This window comes from Plantibacter flavus, assembly GCF_051487245.1.
Classification (GTDB): Bacteria; Actinomycetota; Actinomycetes; order Actinomycetales; family Microbacteriaceae; genus Plantibacter; species Plantibacter flavus_B.
The window spans coordinates 232,488-254,352 of sequence record NZ_JAHVDH010000002.1; the positions used below are offsets into that span (position 1 = coordinate 232,488).

Annotated in this window: 16 protein-coding genes and 1 tRNA gene; 3 read left to right on the plus strand and 14 right to left on the minus strand. The window is 66.9% G+C overall.

All coding sequences use genetic code 11. The features are described from left to right. Positions 1-8: 8 nt before the first annotated feature. The 7 genes from KXS11_RS04940 to coaE all read right to left on the minus strand — a co-directional run bounded on the left by KXS11_RS04940 (position 9) and on the right by coaE (position 10,473). Positions 9-635: a superoxide dismutase gene (locus KXS11_RS04940; protein WP_437384389.1), complete on the minus strand. Its 627-nt coding sequence runs from the start codon at positions 633-635 to the stop codon at positions 9-11. 156 nt (positions 636-791) lie between these two features. After that, the gene (gene whiA / locus KXS11_RS04945) at positions 792-1,769 is read right to left on the minus strand and encodes a DNA-binding protein WhiA (protein WP_437384391.1); all 978 of its coding nucleotides are present in this window, start codon (positions 1,767-1,769) and stop codon (positions 792-794) included. A 129-nt stretch (positions 1,770-1,898) separates the two neighbouring features. Then, positions 1,899-2,780, minus strand: coding sequence for an RNase adapter RapZ (gene rapZ / locus KXS11_RS04950; RefSeq protein WP_437384864.1), 882 nt, complete (start codon positions 2,778-2,780; stop codon positions 1,899-1,901). A 33-nt stretch (positions 2,781-2,813) separates the two neighbouring features. Beyond that, on the minus strand, positions 2,814-4,742 hold the full coding sequence (gene uvrC, locus KXS11_RS04955; RefSeq protein WP_437384393.1) for an excinuclease ABC subunit UvrC: 1,929 nt from the start codon (positions 4,740-4,742) through the stop codon (positions 2,814-2,816). A gap of 1 nt (position 4,743) precedes the next feature. After that, positions 4,744-7,635, minus strand: coding sequence for an excinuclease ABC subunit UvrA (gene uvrA, locus KXS11_RS04960; RefSeq protein WP_437384394.1), 2,892 nt, complete (start codon positions 7,633-7,635; stop codon positions 4,744-4,746). Between the two features lie 79 nt (positions 7,636-7,714). Next, on the minus strand, positions 7,715-9,781 hold the full coding sequence (uvrB, locus tag KXS11_RS04965) for an excinuclease ABC subunit UvrB (RefSeq protein WP_437384395.1): 2,067 nt from the start codon (positions 9,779-9,781) through the stop codon (positions 7,715-7,717). A 74-nt stretch (positions 9,782-9,855) separates the two neighbouring features. After that, positions 9,856-10,473 carry a dephospho-CoA kinase gene (coaE, locus tag KXS11_RS04970; RefSeq protein WP_437384396.1) on the minus strand — a complete coding sequence of 206 codons (618 nt, stop codon included), beginning with the start codon at positions 10,471-10,473 and terminating at the stop codon, positions 9,856-9,858. Between the two features lie 80 nt (positions 10,474-10,553). On the opposite strand from coaE, the gene KXS11_RS04975 reads away from it, so the two are divergent. Then, complete coding sequence (locus KXS11_RS04975) at positions 10,554-11,144, plus strand: DUF4126 domain-containing protein (protein WP_437384398.1); 591 nt, start codon at positions 10,554-10,556, stop codon at positions 11,142-11,144. 91 nt (positions 11,145-11,235) lie between these two features. Here KXS11_RS04975 and rpsA read toward each other — a convergent pair whose 3' ends face one another. The 4 genes from rpsA to polA all read right to left on the minus strand — a co-directional run bounded on the left by rpsA (position 11,236) and on the right by polA (position 18,246). Beyond that, complete coding sequence (gene rpsA / locus KXS11_RS04980; protein WP_437384400.1) at positions 11,236-12,690, minus strand: 30S ribosomal protein S1; 1,455 nt, start codon at positions 12,688-12,690, stop codon at positions 11,236-11,238. Between the two features lie 180 nt (positions 12,691-12,870). Next, positions 12,871-13,854, minus strand: coding sequence for an epimerase (locus KXS11_RS04985; protein ID WP_437384402.1), 984 nt, complete (start codon positions 13,852-13,854; stop codon positions 12,871-12,873). Continuing rightward, positions 13,851-15,527 (minus strand): DUF885 domain-containing protein, encoded by a 1,677-nt coding sequence (locus KXS11_RS04990; RefSeq protein ID WP_437384403.1) that lies wholly within the window; start codon positions 15,525-15,527, stop codon positions 13,851-13,853. The genes KXS11_RS04985 and KXS11_RS04990 overlap by 4 nt, the downstream gene beginning before the upstream one ends. A gap of 58 nt (positions 15,528-15,585) precedes the next feature. Beyond that, entirely contained in the window at positions 15,586-18,246 is a 2,661-nt protein-coding gene (polA, locus tag KXS11_RS04995) for a DNA polymerase I (protein WP_437384405.1), read from the minus strand. 55 nt (positions 18,247-18,301) lie between these two features. Here polA and KXS11_RS05000 point away from each other — a divergent pair, with 55 nt between their 5' ends. Further along, complete coding sequence (locus KXS11_RS05000) at positions 18,302-18,724, plus strand: hotdog fold thioesterase (RefSeq protein WP_437384406.1); 423 nt, start codon at positions 18,302-18,304, stop codon at positions 18,722-18,724. A gap of 81 nt (positions 18,725-18,805) precedes the next feature. Here KXS11_RS05000 and KXS11_RS05005 read toward each other — a convergent pair whose 3' ends face one another. Beyond that, a complete protein-coding gene (locus KXS11_RS05005; RefSeq protein WP_347868777.1) occupies positions 18,806-19,411 on the minus strand; it encodes an ANTAR domain-containing response regulator in 606 nt (201 codons plus the stop codon). A gap of 54 nt (positions 19,412-19,465) precedes the next feature. On the opposite strand from KXS11_RS05005, the gene KXS11_RS05010 reads away from it, so the two are divergent. Then, positions 19,466-19,549: transfer RNA gene (locus KXS11_RS05010), tRNA-Leu, on the plus strand. A gap of 99 nt (positions 19,550-19,648) precedes the next feature. On the opposite strand, the gene KXS11_RS05015 is transcribed toward KXS11_RS05010, so the two are convergent. Then, complete coding sequence (locus KXS11_RS05015; RefSeq protein WP_437384408.1) at positions 19,649-20,311, minus strand: histidine phosphatase family protein; 663 nt, start codon at positions 20,309-20,311, stop codon at positions 19,649-19,651. An 84-nt stretch (positions 20,312-20,395) separates the two neighbouring features. Further along, positions 20,396-21,811, minus strand: a complete 1,416-nt coding sequence (gene pyk, locus KXS11_RS05020; protein WP_437384410.1) for a pyruvate kinase — start codon at positions 21,809-21,811, stop codon at positions 20,396-20,398. Between the last annotated feature and the right edge of the window lie 54 nt (positions 21,812-21,865).

A 21,865-nucleotide genomic window follows, 5' to 3' on the forward strand; every position in this document is an offset into this window, starting at 1 on the left:
CCGGTCAACTACGACAGTACCAGCAGCCCGTTGGTCTGCTTGCGCGCGACCTCGAAGCGTGCCTGGACGTCAGCCCAGTTGACGATGTTCCAGAAGGCCTTCACGTAGTCGGCGCGGACGTTCTTGTAGTCGAGGTAGTACGCGTGCTCCCAGACGTCGAGCAGCAGCAGCGGAACGGTTCCGGCGGGGAAGTTCCCCTGCTGGTCGAAGAACTGCTGGATGTTGATGCGCTGGCCGAGGACGTCCCAGGTGAGCGCAGCCCATCCGGAGCCCTGCACGCCGAGCGCGGCAGCGGTGAAGTGCGCCTGGAACTTGTCGAAGTTGCCGAAATACTCGTCGACAGCCGACTCGAGTTCACCGGTGGGCTTGTCGCCGCCGTCCGGGGAGAGGTTGTTCCACCAGATGGTGTGGTTGACGTGGCCGCCGAGGTTGAACGCGAGGTCCTTCTCGAGCTTGTTGACGTTCGTGAAGTCGTTCGCGTCGCGAGCCTCCGCGAGCTTGTCGAGGGCCGTGTTGGCACCCGTGACATAGGCAGCGTGGTGCTTGTCGTGGTGCAGCTCCGTGATCGCAGCGCTGATGTGCGGCTCGAGCGCGCTGTAGTCGTAGGGCAGTTCGGGCAGAGAGTAAACAGCCATTATTCTTCGTGATCTCCTCGTGTTGTCCCGTGCGCTGTCTGCACACGGCTCTGAGCGTCAACACCCAGTCTAGTGAGCGGGAACCGCCACCAGACCTGGGTTCTTCCCAGGATGACGAAACGCGTCGGCCGGCGCAGCCGAGGATTCACCGGATGTTCAGTCCTCGTAGTCCGCCGGGAGGTTCGCATCCGTGCCGGGGATCCCGAGGTCGCTCGCATGCTTGTCGGCCATCGCCAGGAGGCGGCGGATCCGGCCGGCGATCGCGTCCTTCGTCATCGGCGGATCGGCGAAGTGACCGAGCTCGTCCAGGCTCGCCTCGCGGTGGTCCAGACGGAGGGCACCGGCGTAGCGCAGGTGCTCCGGCACCTCGTCGCCGAGGATCTCGAGCGCACGCTCCACCCGCGCGCAGGCGGCAACGGCGGCCTGCGCTGAGCGGCGCAAGTTCGCGTCGTCGAAGTTGACGAGTCGGTTCGCGGTGGCGCGCACTTCCTTGCGCTGGCGCATCTCCTCCCACGAGGTGACGGTGCCGGTCGCCCCCATGAGCGACAGCATGCCGCTGATCGCGTCGCCCTCGCGGATGACGACGCGGTGGATACCGCGGACCTCCCGCGCCTTGGCCGGGATGCCGATCCGTCCGGCGGCGCCGACAAGCGCCATGGCGGACTCGTTCCCCGGACAGACGACGTCCAGTGAGGCCGAACGACCGGGATCGGTGAGGGAACCGGTGGCGAGGAACGCACCGCGCCAGACCGCGGCGAGTTCGTCCCGCGAACCGGTGGTGAGGCGATTGGGGAGGCCACGGACGGCGCGACGACGGGCGTCGAGGAGACCGGTCTGACGTGCCAGGGTCTCGCCGCCTTCGATCACCCGCACGACGAAGAGCGTCGGCTTGCCGGAGCTTCCGGGGTTCTGGACGAGGATCTCACTGCGGATGCCGTACAGCTCACCGATGTCGCGACGGACGCGCTGCGCGAGGGTCGGGCTGTCCAGCTCCGCCTCGATGGCGACACGGCCGGAGATCGTGTGGAGCCCGCCGGAGAAGCGGAGGAGGGACGCGAGCTCGGCCGCACGGACCGAGTTGCGGGTCTCGCGGACGAGCGCCAGTTCGTTCTTGACGTCGGCGGTGAGGGCCACGGTGGTTCCTATCTGTCGTGATGACGCGGTCGCGTTGCGGCGTCGATCATGTTGCGGTGTTGTCGCTCGGCGGCATGCTGACGCCGGTGCGTTCGGCCTCGCAGACCAGTGCTGCGAGCCCGGTGGACGCTATTCGCGTCCGAGGTCTCGGTGCCGGACGTGTACGGCGACGCCGGACTGCGTGCGCAGTCGGTCGGCGAGCTCGAGTGCGACGGCGACGGAGCGGTGCTTGCCACCCGTACACCCGACCGCGATGGTCACGTGCCGCTTGTTCTCGCGCTGGTATCCCGCGAGCACGGGTTCGAGCGCACGGGAATAGCTGTCGAGGAACTCTGCTGCCCCAGGCTGGGAGAGCACGTACCTGCTGACCTCGTCGTCCTGGCCGCTCAGGGCCCGGAGCTCCGGCACCCAGAACGGATTCGGGAGGAACCGCATGTCGGCCACGAGGTCGGCATCCGGTGGGAGACCGTACTTGAAGCCGAAACTCAGCACGGTGACCTGGACGCCGGGCGTCTCGGCCCCGGCGAAGAGCTCGCGCGTCGTCGTGGCGAGTTGGTGGATGTTGAGATCGCTCGTGTCGATGATCACGTCGCTCGACTCGCGGATGTCGCTGAGACGATGGCGCTCGGCCACGATGCCGTCGAGGATCGTCCCTTCGCCCTGCAACGGGTGCGGTCGCCGGACCGCTTCGAAGCGCCTGACGAGGGCGGCGTCGGTCGCCTCGAGGAAGATCATGCGCAGATGTGTGCCGCTCCGCAGCGCCGGAACGATCTCCTGGAGCTCGCTGAAGAAGTCGCGACCGCGGACATCGACGACCGCCGCGATCCTGGGCAAGCGCGAACCGGCTCGCTCGGCGAGGTCGACGAGGGGACGGAGCATCTGCGGTGGCAGGTTGTCGACGACGTACCAGTCGAGGTCCTCGAGCGCGTTCGCGACGGTGGAGCGACCCGCGCCCGACATTCCCGTGACGATGAGCACTTCCTGCTGGTGCTGCGGCTGGCCGGGGGTCATCGACACGCTTTCCTCGAGGGTGGAAGTCCCAGCCTACCCATTCCTCGGAGGCTGTGAAGGCTGACGGGTGGTGCTCGATGCGAGTGCGTCGTGGACCGTCGCGGCGAGTTTGTCGCCGATGCCCTTGACCGCGGTGATCTCTTCGGGTGTCGCGGTCTTCAAACGCGCGACCGACCCGAAGTGCCGAAGCAGTTCTCGCACCTTCGCCGGTCCGAGACCAGGAATCTCGCCCAGGACCGTCGAGATGTCGCGCTTGCGCTTCTGTCTCTGGAAACTGATGGCGAACCGGTGCGCCTCATCGCGGACGCGCTGCAGGAGGAACAGCGCCTCGCTGCCGCGCGGCAGGATGACCGGGTACGGGTCGTCCGGCAGCCAGATCTCCTCGAGCCGCTTGGCGAGTCCGCAGAGGGTGATGCCGGTGAGCCCCGACTCCTCGAGGGCGCGAGCGGCCGCCGCCACCTGCGGCTGTCCGCCGTCGACGATGAGGAGCTGCGGTGGGTAGGTGAACTTGCGGCGCTTCCGCTCCCCCGTCGCCTCGTCGACTGTCTCGACGGGTTCTGTCGAGGTGAGGTGGGCGAGTCGCCGGGACACGACCTGGTAGATCGAGTCGGTGTCGTCGGTGGACTCGGAGACGCCGAAACGGCGGTACTCGTCCTTCCGGGACAGGCCGTCCTCGAAGACGACCATCGATGCGACGATGTTCGTCCCGCTGAGATGGGAGACGTCGAAGCACTCGATGCGCAACGGCGCCTCCGGCATGCCGAGGGCGTCACGGATGTCCTCGAGCGCCTGTGTCCGGGCGACGAAATCGGAGCTGCGGCGCGTCTTGTACAGCATGAGCGCCTGCTTGGCGTTGACGACGGCGGTCTCCATGAGCGTCGCCTTCTCGCCGCGCTGTGCAACACGGACCGCGACCTTCGTGCCGCGTCGCTCCGCGAGCCAGTCCTCGAGGCTCGAAGCGTCCTCCGGCAGCTCAGGGACCAGCACCTCTCGGGGGATGTCGGGGCCGCTCGCGGCGTCGTAGACGCGCTGGACGACACTGTCGACGAGTTCCGCCGTGGACATGTCGAGCTCCTTGTCGACGGTCCAGGACCGCACTCCGCGGATGCGCCCGCCGCGCACGATGAACTGCTGGACGGAGGCTGCGAGCTCGTCGTGATCGATGCCGAAGAGGTCCGCGTCCACAGCGTCCCGCAGCACGACGGCGCTCTTGGCGAGCACCTGGTCGAGCGCCTGGAGCTGGTCGCGGTACTTCGCCGCCGACTCGTAGTCCTGCCGCTCTGCGGCCGCTTTCATGTCGGCGGTGATCCGGGTCGTGAACCGCCGGTCGTTGCCGACCATGAAGGAGACGAAGTCGTCGACGATCGCCCGATGCTCCTCGATCGTGACCTTGCCGGAGCACGGGCCTCCGCAGCGACCGATCTGACCCGGGAAACAGGGTTTGCCCGAGGTCATCGCCCGCTTGTACGCCGAGTCGGAGCAGGTACGGACGGGGAACACCTTGATCATGAGGTCGACGGTGTCGTGGACTGCCCAGATCTTCGGGTAGGGACCGAAGTACTTGGCGCCCGGGATCCGGGTGTTGCGCGTGACCATCACCCGCGGTGCTTCATCGCCGAGGGTCACCGCGAGGTACGGATAGGACTTGTCGTCGCGGAACTTGACGTTGAACGGCGGGTCGTACTCCTTGATCCAGGTGTACTCGAGTTGGAGTGCCTCGACGTCACTGCCGACGGTCGTCCAGGTCACGCCCGTCGCGGTCGTGACCATCCGCCGGGTGCGCTCGTGCAGGGTGTGGAGCGGGGCGAAGTAGTTGCTGAGCCTGGCGCGCAGGTTCATCGCCTTGCCGACGTAGAGTACCCTCCCGGCGTCGTCGCTGAAGCGATAGACGCCGGGGAGGGTGGGGATCTCCCCCGCCTTCGGACGGTACGCGAGGCCGCTGCCGCCGCGGGCTGCCGCCACGTCAGCCCGCCTTGCGGCTGCTGCCGGCCTCTGCCTCGAACAGTTCGTTCAGGAAGAAGCCCGTGTGACTGCCGGCGACGCCCGCGAGGTGCTCCGGAGTGCCCGTGGCGAGAATGGTGCCACCGCCGGCACCGCCTTCCGGACCGAGGTCGATGAGCCAGTCAGCCGACTTGATCACGTCGAGGTTGTGCTCGATCACGATGACCGTGTTGCCCTTGTCGACCAGCCCGCCGAGCACGAGCAGGAGCTTCCTGACGTCCTCGAAGTGCAGGCCCGTCGTCGGCTCGTCGAGCACGTAGACGCTGCGTCCGTTGCTCCGCCGCTGCAGTTCGGTCGCCAGCTTGACGCGCTGGGCTTCGCCGCCCGAGAGCGTCGTGGCGCTCTGTCCGAGCCGGACGTACCCGAGACCGACCTCGACGAGTGTCTTGAGGAATCGGTGGATGGAGGAGATCGGTTCGAAGAAGTCGGCCGCCTCGGCGATCGGCATGTCGAGGACCTCGGCGATGTTCTTGCCCTTGTAGTGGATGGTGAGCGTGTCTCGGTTGTACCGTGCGCCGCCGCACACCTCGCAGGCGACGTAGACGTCGGGCAGGAAGTTCATCTCGATCTTGATCGTGCCGTCGCCCGAGCACGCCTCGCAGCGGCCGCCCTTGACGTTGAAACTGAACCGGCCCGCCAGGTAACCGCGGACTTTCGCCTCCTGCGTCTCGGCGAAGAGGTTGCGGATCTTGTCGAAGACGCCCGTGTACGTCGCGGGGTTGGAGCGCGGCGTGCGACCGATGGGAGCCTGATCCACGTGGATCACCTTGTCGAGGTGCTCGAGGCCGGTGACCCTGGTGTGCTTGCCCGGGAGCTTGCGCGCGCCGTTCAGCTTGTTGGCGAGCACCCGGTAGAGCACGTCGTTCACGAGGGACGACTTTCCTGAGCCGCTCACGCCGGTGACCGCCGTGAGGACGCCGAGTGGGAAGTCCGCGCTCACCTTCTTCAGATTGTTCGCCGAGGCACCGATGACCTGGATCTGGCGCTTCGGATCGATCGGTCGACGCTTCGCCGGGATCGCGATGGCCTTCCGACCGGACAGGTAATCGCCGGTGAGGGACTCGGTGTTGGCGGTCAGCTCCTCGTAGGAGCCTGAGTGCACGACCCGTCCGCCGTTGACGCCGGCACCCGGACCGATGTCGACGATCCAGTCGGCGGTGCGGATCGTGTCCTCATCGTGTTCGACGACGATCAGCGTGTTGCCGAGATCGCGTAGCGCGACGAGCGTCTCGATGAGGCGGCGGTTGTCGCGCTGGTGCAGACCGATGCTCGGTTCGTCGAGGACGTAGAGGACACCGGTGAGGCCGGATCCGATCTGTGTCGCCAGGCGGATGCGCTGGGCCTCTCCGCCCGAGAGGGAACCGGCGGTGCGCGAGAGGTTCAGGTAGTTGAGGCCCACCTGGATGAGGAAGTCGAGACGGAGCTTGATCTCCCGCAGGACCTGTGCGGCGATGTGCGCCTCTCGGTCGCTCAGCTCGAGGCGGTCCATGAACGCCCGAGCGTCGGTGAGGCTCAGCTCGGCGACTTCGGCGATGCTGTGCTCGTGGATGAGGACCGCGAGGACTTCGGGTTTCAGACGGCGGCCGTCGCAGACCTGGCAGGCGACTTCGCGGAGGTACTCCGACCAGCGCACGCGCTGGCTGTCGGTGTCTGCCTGGAGGTACTGGCGCTCGATGTACGGGATGACGCCCTCGAAGCCCGAGGAATAGCTCATCTCCCGACCGAAGCGGTTCTTCCACTTGACCTTGACCTTGAAGTTGTCGCCGCGGAGCACGGCCTCCTGGACGGAGTCGGGCAGCTCTCGCCACGGGGTGTCGAGTGAGAAGTCGAGGTCGCGGGCCAAGCCGTCGAGCAGCTTCTCGTAGTACTGGTAGAGGCCCTTGCCCTGGGTGGTCCACGGGATGATGACACCCTCGTTGATGCTGAGCTCATCGTCGCCCAGGAGCAGTTCGGCGTCGACGGACATGCGCGTGCCGAGACCGGAGCACTCAGGGCAGGCCCCGAACGGCGCGTTGAAGGAGAAGGTGCGTGGCTCGATCTCGGTCAGCTGCAACGGGTGGTTGTTCGGGCACGAGAGCTTCTCGGAGAAGGTTCGCCACGCGTCGTCGCCCTCTTCGTCGACGAAGTTGATCGTGACGAGGCCGTCCGTCAGGGACAATGCCGTCTCGAGCGAGTCGGTGAGGCGACCGAGGATCTCCGGGCCGGCCACGAGGCGGTCGACGACCACCGCGATGTCGTGCTTGACCTGCTTCTTCAGGGTCGGGGGCTCCGAGAGCTGGATGGCCTCGCCGTCGACGATCGCCCGAGCGAACCCCTTGGCGGACAGCTCCTTGAAGAGGTCGACGAACTCGCCCTTCTTCTGGCTGACGACAGGAGCGACGATCTGGTAGCGGCGACGCTCTTCGAGCTCCATGAGCTGGTCGGCGATCTGCTGGACCGTCTGGCGCTGGATGACCTCGCCGCAGATGGGGCAGTGCGGGACGCCGATGCGCGCCCAGAGCAGACGCATGTAGTCGTAGACCTCGGTGATGGTTCCGACTGTCGAGCGCGGGTTGCGGTTCGTCGACTTCTGGTCGATCGACACGGCGGGGCTGAGGCCCTCGATGAAGTCGACGTCCGGGCGGTCGACCTGCCCGAGGAACTGCCGTGCGTAGGCCGAGAGCGACTCGACGTAGCGGCGCTGGCCCTCGGCGAAGATCGTGTCGAACGCGAGGGACGATTTCCCCGAGCCCGAGAGGCCCGTGAAGACGACGAGGGAGTCGCGCGGGATCTCCAGGTCGACGTTCTGGAGATTGTGCACACGGGCACCGCGAACACTGAGCGTTGAGTGGTGATCTACCTTGGCAATTGACACCCTTCGAGTCTACGCAGCACCACCGACACCGGACTCCCGTCAGCGGTGCCGCCACTCCGCTCTGAGCGAAGCCGACTCGCTAGATGTGCCCCGCCTTCGCCATCTGACGCAATTCCTGCTTGAGCTCGGCGACCTCGTCACGCAGGCGTCCGGCGAGCTCGAACTTCAGCTCGGCGGCTGCGGCGAGCATCTGTGCGTTGAGGTCAGCGATGATCGATTCGAGGTCGTTCGCCCCCTCGGCGGCGATGCCCTCGCGGCGCAGGTTCGGCGTCGGGCTCTTCTTCTTGCCGTTGTCACGTCCGGCGAGGAGCGCTGCGGTGTCTGCACCCTCCCGCGCCAGCGCCTCGGTGATGTCGGCGATCCGCTTCCGCAGCGGCTGCGGATCGATGCCGCGCTCCTCGTTGTACGCGATCTGCTTCTCGCGGCGGCGGTCGGTCTCCTCGATCGCGCGTTTCATCGAGTCCGTGAGGACGTCCGCATACATGTGCACCTCGCCCGAGACGTTGCGGGCGGCCCGACCGATGGTCTGGATGAGCGACGTCGACGATCGGAGGAAGCCCTCCTTGTCGGCGTCGAGGATGGCGACGAGTGAGACCTCCGGGAGGTCGAGGCCCTCCCGGAGGAGGTTGATGCCGATGAGGACGTCGTAGACGCCCTGTCGCAGTTCGCTCAGGAGCTCCACGCGGCGCAGGGTGTCGACGTCGGAGTGGAGATAGCGGACACGCACGCCGGCTTCAGTGAGGAAGTCGGTGAGCTCCTCGGCCATCTTCTTCGTCAGCGTGGTGACGAGCACCCGTTCGTCGCGCTCGGCGCGGACCCTGATCTCCTCGAGGAGATCGTCGATCTGACCGTTCGACGGCTTGACGATGATCGCGGGGTCGACGAGGCCGGTCGGGCGGATGATCTGCTCGACGATGCCGTCGGCGATCCCCATCTCGTACTTGCCGGGCGTCGCCGAGAGGTACACCGTCTGACCGACACGATTCTTGAACTCGTCCCACCGGAGTGGCCGGTTGTCCATCGCGCTCGGGAGCCGGAAGCCGTGCTCGACGAGCGTGCGCTTTCGCGAGGCGTCGCCCTCGAACATGGCACCGATCTGCGGCACGGTCACGTGCGACTCGTCGATGACGGTGAGGAAGTCGTCGGGGAAGTAGTCGAGCAGGCAGTTCGGTGCCTCGCCGGCCGAGCGGCCGTCGATGTGCCTCGAGTAGTTCTCGATACCCGAGCAGAACCCGATCTGCTGCATCATCTCGAGGTCGAAGGTGGTGCGCATCCGGAGACGCTGGGCCTCCAACAGCTTGCCTTCGCGCTCGAGGGCTTGGAGACGCTCTGCGAGCTCCTCCTGGATCGTCCCGATGGCACGTTGGATGGTCTGCGGGCTCGCAGCGTAGTGCGAGGCGGGGAACACCGAGACCGCGTCGAGCTTCTTCACGACGTCTCCGGTGAGTGGGTGCAGTGCGTAGAGCGCCTCGATCTCGTCGCCGAAGAACTCGATGCGGATGGCGAGTTCCTCGTAGACGGGGATGATCTCGATCGTGTCGCCGCGCACGCGGAAATTGCCGCGTGAGAAGTCGACGTCGTTGCGGTTGTACTGCATGCCGACGAACTTGCGGATGAGGCGGTCGCGCCCGATGTCCTGGCCGACCTGCAGAGCGGCCATCGCTTCCAGGTACTCCTCCGCTGCACCCAGGCCGTAGATGCAGGAGACGGTGGAGACGACGATGACGTCTCGTCGGCTGAGCAACGAGTTGGTGGTGGAGTGGCGGAGGCGCTCGACCTCGGCGTTGATCGACGAGTCCTTCTCGATGAACGTATCGGTCTGCGGGACATAGGCCTCGGGCTGGTAGTAGTCGTAGTACGACACGAAGTACTCGACCGCGTTGTTGGGCATGAGCTCGCGGAACTCGTTCGCGAGCTGCGCCGCCAGTGTCTTGTTGTGTGCCAGGACGAGCGTCGGCCGCTGCACGGCCTCGATCAGCCACGCGGTGGTGGCCGACTTACCTGTTCCGGTGGCGCCGAGCAGCACGACGTCGGTCTCGCCGGCGTTGATCCGGCCCGACAGCTGCTCGATGGCTGCGGGCTGGTCGCCGCTCGGCTCGTACTCGCTGATCACCTCGAAAGGGCGGACGGCGCGTGTGGGTTCCATGCTTCGAGTCTACGGAGCGCCACCGACACCGCTCCCCCGCTTCGCCCACAGCGGATCGTCCCGTCAGATGAGGATCAGCCGGGGCGGCGGACCTCTGCGGACCCCACGGTGTTCCGCCACACGGCGTCCACCTGGTCGAGCGTGGCGGCGAGCGAACCCGCAGTGTCGATCACGATGTCGGCGGCTGCGGCACGCTGCTCGTCAGTCGCCTGGGCTGCGATGCGACGTTCGGCCTCGACCTGGTCGAGACCTCGGATCGTGGTGAGGCGTTCGGTGCGGATGTCCGCCGGGGCGAACGCGACGACGACGAGGTCGAACTCGTCCCCCCGTCCAGTCTCGACGAGCAGCGGCACGTCGTACACGACGACCGCATCCGGGTCTGCTGAGGCCTCGGCGATGAGTGCCTGAGAACGACGCTTCACCTCGGGGTGCACGATGGCGTTGAGCGCCGCCCGGGCCTGCTCGTCCGCGAACACGATCGCGCCGAGCGCCGCACGGTCGAGCGAGCCGTCCTGGCCGATGACACCCGGACCGAATCGATCGGCGATCGCCGCCAGGCCAGGCGTGCCCGGTTCGACGACCTGTCTGGAGAGGACGTCCGCGTCGATGACGACGGCACCGTGCTCGGCGAAGCGAGCCGCGATGGTCGATTTCCCGGAGGCGATGCCGCCAGTGAGGCCGATGAGGTACATGTCTGCCAGCGTACCCGCGTGGCCGCGGCTACCATGTTCGGACAGGTGGCTCCGGCCGCTGCAGCGGACGAGGAGGGCGCATGCTCGAGATCTTGACGGGAGCCGGGCTCGCCGCAGCGGCCGGCGTGAACGCGTACATCCCGTTGCTCTCCGTCGGCCTGTTGTCCCGGTTGACCGATGTCATCGCGCTGCCGGCAGGTTGGACGTGGCTCGAGAATCCGTGGGTCCTCGGCATCCTCGCCGTGCTGCTCGTGGTCGAGTTCGTCGCAGACAAGATACCGGCGGTCGATTCGGTGAACGACGTGCTCCAGACCATCGTCAGACCGTCTGCTGGTGGCATCGCCTTCGGTTCCGGGGTCGGCACCGAAACCATCGCCGTTCAGGACCCGGGTCGGCTCGTGGACTCCGGGCAGTGGGTCCCGATCGCCGCGGGCATCGCCATCGCACTCGTGATCCACCTGCTGAAGATGGGTGTCCGACCGGTCGCGAACGCGGCCACCGCGGGGTTCGCAGCCCCGGTGCTCAGCGTGCTCGAAGATGTCGGCAGTCTGCTCGCATCGGTGCTCGCGCTCATCGTCCCTGTGCTCGTGGTCGTCGGCGTGCTGCTTGCCGGGGTCGTGGCCTGGCGTCTGATCCGGCGACGTCGGCGTCGCCTCGCGACCGCAGTCTGACGGGCGTCGGACACCTCCCGGAGGAACGCAGCAGGGGGCCGCCCGAAGGCGACCCCCTGCTGGCCGTCGACCGAAGTCGACGTGGGTGTGACTAGTTGCTCGAGAGCTTCTCGCGCAGCGCGGCGAGCGACTCGTCGTCTGCGAGGGTGCCACCACCGGTGGACTCGCTGGAGAACGAGGAACCTGCCGACGAAGCGGAGGACGAGGAGGACTGGTTGGCCTCTTCGACGGCCGCAGCAGCGACCTGCTTCTTGTGTGCTTCCCAACGAGCCTGGGCTGCAGCGTAGTCCTGCTCCCACTTCTCGCGCTCGGCGTCGAAGCCTTCCTTCCACTCCTGCGTCTCGGCGTCGAAGCCCTCGGGGTACTTGTAGTTCCCGAGGTCGTCGTACTCCGTGAGCATGCCGTAGAGGGCCGGGTCGAACTCGGTACCCTCGGGGTCGACACCCTCGTTGGCCTGCTTGAGGCTCAGCGAGATGCGGCGACGCTCGAGGTCGATGTCGATGACCTTGACGAAGACCTCTTCACCGACCGAAACGACCTGCTCGGCGAGCTCGACGTGCTTGCCGGAGAGCTCCGAGATGTGCACGAGGCCCTCGATGCCGTCTGCGACGCGGACGAATGCACCGAACGGAACCAGCTTGGTGACCTTACCCGGTGCAACCTGGCCGATGGCGTGGGTGCGGGCGAAGACCTGCCACGGGTCCTCCTGCGTCGCCTTGAGCGACAGGGAGACGCGCTCGCGGTCCAGGTCCACCTCGAGGATCTCGACGGTGACTTCCTGACCGACCTCGACGACCTCGCTGGCGTGCTCGATGTGCTTCCAGCTGAGCTCGGAGACGTGGACGAGACCGTCGACGCCGCCGAGGTCGACGAACGCGCCGAAGTTGACGATCGAGGAGACGACGCCCTTGCGGACCTGTCCCTTCTGGAGGTTGTTGAGGAAGGTGGTGCGGCTCTCGGACTGCGTCTGCTCCAGGAGCGCACGGCGCGACAGGACCACGTTGTTGCGGTTCTTGTCGAGCTCGAGGATCTTCGCTTCGATCTCCTGGCCGAGGTACGGCGTGAGGTCGCGGACGCGGCGCAGCTCGATGAGCGAAGCCGGGAGGAAGCCACGGAGGCCGATGTCGACGATGAGGCCGCCCTTGACGACCTCGATGACCGAACCGGTGACGACGCCGTCGGATTCCTTGATCTTCTCCACGTCGCCCCAAGCGCGCTCGTACTGCGCACGCTTCTTGGACAGGATCAGACGGCCTTCCTTGTCCTCCTTCTGGAGAACGAGAGCCTCGATCGAGTCACCGACGTTGACGACCTCGGAGGGGTCGACGTCGTGCTTGATGGAGAGTTCACGCGAGGGGATGACACCCTCGGTCTTGTAGCCGACGTCGAGGAGGACCTCGTCGCGGTCGATCTTCACCACGGTGCCCTCGATGAGGTCGCCGTCGTTGAAGAACTTCAGAGTCTTTTCGACCGCTGCGAGGAAGTCCTCAGCAGATCCGATGTCGTTGATTGCGACCTGCTTGGGGGCGGTCGTTGCGCTTGTCATGTAGTAATTGCTCCAGTGTGGACAATGATTCAGGCCGAGCCTCGCGCATCGTTCCGGATTCATGGGAGGCCCACGGACCGTGATCGGGATGATGCTGTTGTGTGTGTTTCCGATCCGAGGATCGGAGCCGCACCGCGAGACGGGCAGGCGGATAGGACGTCACAATTGTGACAGTCCAGCTTAGCGGGATTGGGTCGCCCTGGGCAAGCTGTGAGCGGTGATGATCTCCCGGAGCGTCGGATCGAGCTCGGGGTACGCGAATCGATAGCCTGCCTGCACCAGGCGCTCGGGGAGCACCCACCGACTCTTCAGCACGAGTTCGGTCTCCGTGCGGAGCACGAACATCCCGGTCTCGAGCATCCAGCGCGGCGCGGGAAGGCCGAGCAGCCGCCCGACGGCGAAGCGCAGCGTCCGCATGAATCCGACGTTGTCCGTAGGGTTCGGCGACGAGACGTTGACGACGCCCTCGATCTCCTGGTGGTCGCGGACGAAGTGGATCGCGCCGATGACGTCGTCGATGTGGACCCAGCTGAACCGCTGTCGGCCGCCGCGGGCGCCGAACGCGTGCGCGGTACCGGCTTCACGCCGCGCGCGAGTGATCGGCCAACGGCCGTCGAGCTGCGCGCCGCCGAGTCCGAACCGTGCGAGCGCGAGCAACGGCTTGAGTGCACCGCCGTCACCCAACACGATCGCGATCCGCAGCGCCACGCGGCGGGTGGACGGCAGCTCGGGTGCGAAGAACGCGTGCTCCCACGCGGTGGCGACATCGACCGAGAAGCCGACGCCGATCTCGCCCGACGACTCCGTCATGCCTCGGTCCTCGGCGTGCCGGTAGATCGTCGCCGTCGAGGAGTTGATCCACAGCGGCGGCGGAACGGACGCTGCCTGGACGGCCCGAGCGAGCTCGTCTGTCGTCTCCACCCGCGACCGCAGGATCTCGTCTCGGTTCGCCCGGGTGTAGCGGCAGTTGACGCTCTTCCCCGCGAGGTTGATCACCAGGTCTGCGCCGTCGACGACCCTGGTGATCGCGGCGAGGTCGCCCCATACCGCGTCGGCCCGACTGCGGCCGATGACGTTGACCTCCGCCCCCTCGGCGCGGAGGGCTTCGACGAGATGCTGTCCGATGAAGCCGGAGGCACCCGCGATCACGACCCGAGCGGTCACTCGAGCAGCGCCGAACGCAGCGTGTCGAGGCCGACACCGCCGAGGTCGAGCGCCCGACGGTGGAAGCGCTTGATGTCGAACGACGACCCCTCGCGCTCCGCGACCTCGTCACGCAGCTGTTCCCAGATCCGCTGACCGATCTTGTAGGACGGAGCCTGGCCCGGCCAGCCCAGGTAGCGGTTGACCTCGAACCGGACGAATTCCGGCGACATGTTCACGTTGCGGCCCATGAAGTCGAAGGCGTACTCAGCCGTCCACATGCCGCTGCCGTCCGGGAGCGGCTTGCCGAGGTGCACACCGATGTCGAGCACGACCCTGGCAGCGCGCATACGCTGACCGTCGAGCATGCCGAGTCGATCGGCCGGATCGTCGAGATACCCGAGCTGTTCCATGAGCCGCTCGGCGTAGAGCGCCCAACCCTCGGCGTGTCCCGAGGTCCCGGCAAGCTGGCGCCGCCAGAGGTTCAGCGTGCCGCGGTTGACGACCGCCTGGCCGATCTGCAGGTGATGCCCTGGCACACCCTCGTGGTAGACGGTCGTCAGTTCCCGCCAGGTGTCGAACTCGGTGACGCCTGCGGGGACCGACCACCACATACGGCCAGGACGCGAGAAGTCGTCTGTCGGACCGGTGTAGTAGATGCCGCCCTCCTGGGTGGGCGCGATCATGCACTCCAGAGCACGGATCTCCTGTGGAATGTCGAAGTGCGTGCGCCCCAGTTCCTCCACCGCGCGATCGCTCGTCTCCTGCATCCAGCGCTGGAGCGCCTCGGTGCCGTGGAGCTTGCGAGCCGGATCCTGTTCCAAGAAGGCGACGGCTTCCTCGACGCTCGCTCCCGGGAGGATCTCGTTCGCGATGGACTCCTGCTCCGCCACCATCCGCGCGAGCTCCTCGATCCCCCACTCATAGCTCTCGTCGAGGTCTACCGTCGCACCGAGGAACCGGCGCGACTGCAGCGCGTACAGGTCGCGACCGATCCCGTCCTGCTCGGTCGCCACCGGGAGCAGCTCGTGCGCGAAGAAGTCTGCGAGACGGTGGTAGGCGACGACAGCGGCGCCGGCGCCGGCGGACAGTTCAGCGGCCAGGGACGCCGGCAGCTGGCCGGTGTCGGGCGACGCGTTCGCAGCGAACTCGACGAAGAAGCCGTCGTCGGCGCCGGTCCGGAGCACCTGCTCGTAGACCTCCGCAACCTGGCGCTTGGCCGGGGTGATGCCCCGCGAGATCCCTTCGCGCAGCGTGGCGATGTATCCGTCGATGGCGTCCGGGACGTTGCCGAGGCGAGTGCGGATGGTGCTCCAGTCGTCGACGGAGGCCGTCGGCATCAGGTCGTAGACCTCGCGGAGTTCCTGAACGGGTGATGCGATGACGTTGAGATCCCGGTACTGCAGACCGGCGTCGGAGGAGGCGATGTCGAGTTCGAGCTCGGCGGAGAGGTCGGTCTGGGTGACGCGGTCGACCGCGTCGACCGGCGAGGCGGCGCGCAGCTCGGCCAGCGTTCGCGACGCCTGTTCGAGATACGCGGCGTGCCCCTCCGGCGAGTAATCGCTGTAGCGTTCACCGACGTCGTTCCGGCCGATGTAGGTTCCGAGTTCTGGACGCAGCTGGACGAGGGTCTCCACCCAGGCCTCGGCGATGGCGTCGATCGGCGTGCTCTGACGAGGTTCTTCGTGCGACATGCCTTCGAGCCTAGTCCGCACCCGGCGTGAGCGCCGGATGCGGTTGCGAGCCCTCGGATCAGTGCGCGGCAGCGTCCCAGTTCGCGCCGCGACCGACCTGGACGTCGAGCGGCACGGAGAGGTCCGCAGCGCCCGCCATCCGAGCGCGGACGACCGTCTCCAGTGCGTCCCACTCCCCCGGAGCGACCTCGAAGATCAGTTCGTCGTGGACCTGGAGCATCATGCGGGAGGACAGCGATTGCTCGCTGAGATCGGACTCGATGCCGATCATCGCGCGCTTCATGATGTCGGCTGCTGAGCCCTGGATGGGCGCGTTGAGCGCTGCCCGCTCCGCGTTCTCCCGCACGAGACGGTTCGGGCTCGACAGCTCGGGGAACAGCCGACGTCGACCGAAGATCGTCTCCGTGTAGCCGTCGAGCTTGGCCTGCTCGACCACGTTCCGCAGGTAGTCGCGCACCGCACCGAACCGCTCGAAGTAGTCGACCATGAGCTGCTTGGCCTCGGCGCTCGAGATGCGCAGCTGTTTGGACAGGCCGAAGGCGCTCAGGCCATAGGCGAGGCCGTAGGACATGGCCTTGACCTTGTTTCGCATCGCCGGTGTGACCTCCTCGGCCGCGACACCGAAGATGCGGGATCCGACGAAACGGTGCAGGTCCTCGCCCGAATTGAAGGCCTCGATGAGGCCGGCGTCACCCGACAGGTGCGCCATGATCCGCATCTCGATCTGCGAGTAGTCGGCGGTGAGCAGCGTCTCGAATTCCGCACCGGGCTGGAACGCCGCACGGATGCGGCGGCCCTCCTCGGTGCGGACGGGGATGTTCTGAAGGTTCGGGTCCGTCGACGAGATCCGCCCTGTGCTCGTGCCGATCTGGACGTAGGTCGTGTGGATGCGGCCGTCGGAGGTGATCGCCTTGTCGAGCGTCTCGACGATCTGCCGGAGCTTCGTCGCGTCGCGATGCTCGAGCAGCAATCCGAGGAAGGGGTGCGGGTTCTTCTCCTGGAGGTCGGCGAGGGCTCCGGCGTCGGTGGAGTAGCCGGTCTTGTTCGCGCGGGTCTTCGGCATCTGGAGCTGGTCGAAGAGCACCTCCTGGAGCTGCTTCGGGGAGCCGAGGTTGACCTCCCGTCCGATCTCCGCGTAGGCGCTGCTCGCCAGCTCGGCGGCCGTGTTGGCGAGCTGCTCCGAGAGCCCGCTCAGAATGCCGTGGTCGACGCTCACGCCGTTCAGTTCCATGTGAGCGAGCACCTGCAGGACCGGAAGCTCCATGTCGAGGAGGACGCTGAGCGACCCGGGGTCGAGGGCCGCGCGGGTGGCCTCTGCGACGCGCACCGCGTACCAGGCGGTGCCGCCAGCGCCCACCGGGTCGGTCTCCGGCACGAGCTGGTTCGGGTCGGAGACCGGCAGGGTCTCGTCGAGGTAGCGCGCGACGAGGTCGCCGACGGTCTTGTCGCCGCCGCTCGGACGGAGCAGCCAGCCGGCCACGATCGTGTCGTATCCGAGCGCTGCGAAGCGCAGCCCGGCGCGCGTGATCGCCTGCAGCTGGGGCTTTGCGTCGTGCATGATCTTGGGGGCGTCGCTCGCGAGCCAGGCCTCGAGCGGTGCGTAGTCCGCCTCACCCGGCTTCCAAGCGAGGGTGACGACCTCCGTGGGCGTGGCCAGTCCGGCCGCGACGGGCAGGCCCTCGGACAGCTCGACATGGAGGCCGATGCCGCCCGGGTGGGCGGCGACCGAGCGTGTGAGCCAGGCCTCCAGCTCCTCGTCGAGGAGTTCCTTCTGCGGAGGCATGACGACACCGGCCGGAACCGGAGCGCTGACGTCCGTGTTTGACTCGAGTCCGTCGAGCTTCAGGACGCGATCCAGCAGCGTGCGGAACTCCAGGCGACCGAAGATCGCTGCGACGGCGTCGGCATCGAGCGGCCGCCGCTCGAGATCCTTCGGGCCCACCGGCAGCTCGACATCCGTGAGGAGCCGGTTGAGGCGGCGGTTCCGGATCGCGTTCTCCTTGTGCTCCCGCAGGCTCTCGCCGACCTTGCCGGTGATCTCGTCGGCCCGTTCGAGGATCTGCTCGAGCGACCCGAACTGATTGAGCCACTTCACCGCGGTCTTCTCCCCCACCTTCGGGATGCCCGGCAGGTTGTCGCTCGTCTCGCCGACGAGCGCGGCGATCTCCGGGTACTGCTCCGGACGGATGCCGTAACGGTCGAAGACCTTCGCGCCGTCGTAGCGGGTGAGGGCGGACACGCCCTGGCTCGAGGGGTACAGGAGGGTGACGTCGTCCGTCACGAGCTGGATCGTGTCACGGTCGCCGGAGACCACGAGGACGCGGAAGCCCTCCTCGGCGCCCTGCTTCGCAAGGGTCGCGAGGATGTCGTCCGCCTCGTAGTCCTCCTTGCTGATGGTCGTGATGTTCATCGCCTTGAGGGCTTCCTCCAGCAGCGGCACCTGACCCTTGAACTCGGCGGGGGTCTCACCGCGGGTGCCCTTGTACTCCGGGTACTCGCGCGTGCGGAAGGAACGACGCGAGATGTCGAACGCCACGGCGATGTGGCTCGGGTTCTCGTTCTTCAACAGACTGATCAGCATCGAGATGAAGCCGTGGATGGCGTTCGTGTGCTGGCCGTCGCGGGTTTGGAAACTGTCCACCGGCAGGGCGTAGAACGCCCGGAAGGCGAGCGAGTGGCCGTCGACGATGAGGAGGGTAGGCTTTTCTGATTCCGACACGCGCCCAGCCTACAAGCCGGTGCCGACACGGTTCAGGCACGATCCGAAGGTGGACATGACGAACGAGACCAACGAAGCCCTCGAGTTCCTGCGCACGAGAGGCAGTGGAGCCCTCGCCGCGAAGATGGGGATCGAGTTCACCGAGTTCACCGTGCAGCGCTCAGTCGCCACGATGCCCGTCGAAGGCAACACGCAACCCGCCATGCTGCTCCACGGCGGAGCCTACGTCGTGCTCGGCGAGTCGCTCGGCTCCATGGCGGCCAACCTGTTCGCCGGTCCTGGCAAGCTGGCCGTCGGCATCGACATCAACGCCACCCACACCCGCTCGGCGACGAGCGGCTCCGTGACCGGCGTTTGCACGCCCATCCACCTCGGTCGGTCACTCACCGTGCACGAGATCGCCGTGAGCGACGAGCAGGGCCGACGCTGCTCGACGATCCGCATCACCAACCTGATCAAAGACGCCCCGGGCACCTGACAGGCCACGGCGAGGACCCCGGACGCAGCAGAGCGGCCCGCCCCGAGGGGCGGGCCGCTCTTGCGACGAGGTGGGAGTGCGCTACTTCTTGGCGCTGAGCTGCTCGATGATGGCCTGGGCGACATCGTGCATCGTCAGGCGACGGTCCATCGAAGCCTTCTGGATCCAGCGGAACGCCTCGGGCTCCGACAGGCCCATCTTCTCGTTCAGGAGACCCTTCGCGCGATCGACGAGCTTCCGCGTCTCGAAACGCTCGACCATGTCGGCGACCTCGGCCTCGAGCGTGATGATCTGCTGATAACGCGAGAGGGCGATCTCGATCGCGGGGAGCAGGTCGTTCGGGGTGAACGGCTTGACGACATACGCCAGGGCGCCGGCCTCGCTCGCCCGCTCGACGAGCTCCTTCTGGCTGAACGCCGTGAGGAGGACGACGGGCGCGATGTGGGCCTTGCCGATGCGCTCAGCGGCAGAAATGCCGTCGAGCTGCGGCATCTTCACATCCATGATCACGAGATCCGGACGGAGCTCCGTCGCGAGGGCGACAGCCGTCTCGCCGTCGCCGGCCTCGCCGACCACCTCGAAACCGTTGTCACGGAGGATCTCGACGATGTCGAGGCGGATGAGGGATTCGTCCTCAGCGACGACGACGCGCCGCGGGGCTACGGGTGGGGTCTCTTGCTCGGTCACCCTCAAATCCTACGGTACTCTGATGCAGGTTGCTGTTCGCCCTGCGGCGAACGCGCCGGTGTGGCGGAATGGCAGACGCGGAGCACTCAAAATGCTTTGTCGAAAGACGTGTGGGTTCGAGTCCCACCACCGGTACCAAGACTGATGTGGGAATGCCCTCCTGGGGCACTCACAATGCTTTGTCGAAAGACGTGTGGGTTCGAGTCAGCGATAGCCCTGCACAGCAGGGAACGCGTGTCAGAAACCGCGCTCGACGTCGGCCGCCGGGCCGTCGGCGGAGGTCGTCAGTTCGGGTCCGCCCACAGCGTCGCCCGTCCAGGTCTCCACGCGCCAGCCGATCTCCTGGTCGCCGATGACGATGATGACACCCGTGTTGGTGATCGGATGCGCTCCCACGAAGTGTCCGTCGACGTTCGTCGCGCGGAGACCCAGCCAGGAACGCAGCATCGCGCCATGGCTGACGATCGCGGCGGTCTCCACACCGGAAGCCACGATCTCCTCGATCACCGCATCGAAACGCGCGAAGACCTCATGACCGTTCTCGGCCCCCGGCATGCGGGTGTCGAGATCTCCGAGGGCCCACGCGATCATCACGTCGATGTACCGCTGGACCGCCTCGGCATCACTGCGCATCTCGCCGTCGCCGGCGCCGATCTCCCGGAGACCGTCACGGACGACCACCTCGAGACCACGAGCCGCGGCGAGCGGCGCCGCCGTCTGCTGCGCCCGGGCCGCCGTCGACGCATACACCCGGTCGATCGACTCGGCGACGAGCGCACCAGGCAGAGCCGCCGCCTGCTCCTCACCCAGCGGTGTGAGGACGGCGCCCGGGATCGCCGTGTCGAGGAGCCCCGCGACGTTCGATGAGGTCTGACCGTGTCTGATGAGGATGAGGCGCATACCTCAAGCGTAGGCGACCGGCACGCACGAAGGCCGTGATCCCCGTACGGGAGGATCACGGCCTTCGGCGTTCGCCGCTGACGACTACAGGACGTCGCCCACCTTGTGGACGCGGATGTCGTTCGTCGTACCGGGGATCCCGGGAGGGGATCCTGAGATGATGATGACGGGCTCACCGACCGCAGCCTTGCCGGTCGCGACGAGGACCTCGTCCACCTGGGCGACCATCTGGTCGGTGTGCGTCACGCGCTCGACGACGAAGGACTCCACGCCCCAGTTCAGCGCCATCCGGCGACGGATCGCCGGGTCGGGCGTGAACGCGAGGATCGGGATGCGGTTACGCAGACGGGCCATCCGGCGGACGGACTCCCCCGACTCCGTGAACACGCAGAGGAACTTCGCACCGACGAAGTCGGCGACCTCGACAGCGGCCAGCGTGATCGCACCGGCCTGCGTGCGCGGCTTCGTGCCGAGCGGCGGAACACGGTCCAGGCCGTGGATCTCCGTCGACTCGACGATGCGGGCCATGGTCTGGACGGTGATCACCGGGTAGGCGCCGACACTGGTCTCGCCACTCAGCATGACCGCGTCAGCGCCGTCGAGCACCGCGTTCGCGACGTCGGACGTCTCGGCGCGGGTCGGGATGGGGCTGGAGATCATGGACTCGAGCATCTGCGTCGCGACGATGACCGGCTTCGCCATACGGCGGGCGAGTTCGACTGCGCGCTTCTGCACGATCGGCACGGCTTCGAGCGGAAGCTCGACGCCGAGGTCGCCACGGGCGACCATGATGGCGTCGAACGCCTCGACGATGCCCTCGAGGTTCTCGACGGCCTGCGGCTTCTCGATCTTCGCGATGACGGGGACCTTGCGGCCCTCCTCCGCCATGATCTCGTGCACACGGTCGATGTCGGCCGCATCGCGGACGAACGACAGGGCGATGAGGTCCGCTCCGAGACGGAGGCCCCAGCGGAGGTCCGCCTCGTCCTTCTCGCTCAGCGCGGGGACGTTCACGGCGACACCCGGCAGGTTGATGCCCTTGTTGTTGGACACGGGTCCGGCGACGACGACGCGCGTCGTCACGACGGTGTCATCGGCCTCGACGACCTCGACCTTGACCTTGCCGTCGTCGATGAGGAGGAAGTCGCCCGGCTTGACGTCCTGGGGCAGTCCCTTGAACGTCGTCGAGGAGATCTCCTTCGTGCCGAGGATGTCCTCGATGGTGATCTTGAAGATGTCGCCGACCGCGAGGTCGTACGGGCCGCCCTCGAACTTGCCGAGGCGGATCTTCGGACCCTGGAGGTCGACGAGGACGGCGACAGCACGGCCGGAGTCCTCGGTGGCCTTGCGCACGTTGGCGTAGATCGCCTCGTGCACGTCGTAGCTGCCGTGGCTCAGGTTCATCCGGGTGACATCGACGCCTGCATCGATGATGGCCCGGATGTTCTCATAGCTGGAGACCGCGGGGCCCAGCGTTGCGACGATCTTGGCTCGTCTCATGTGTGTGTGTTCTCCATGATTTCTGCGCCGGAGGCGCTTCGGTACTCACTGCTC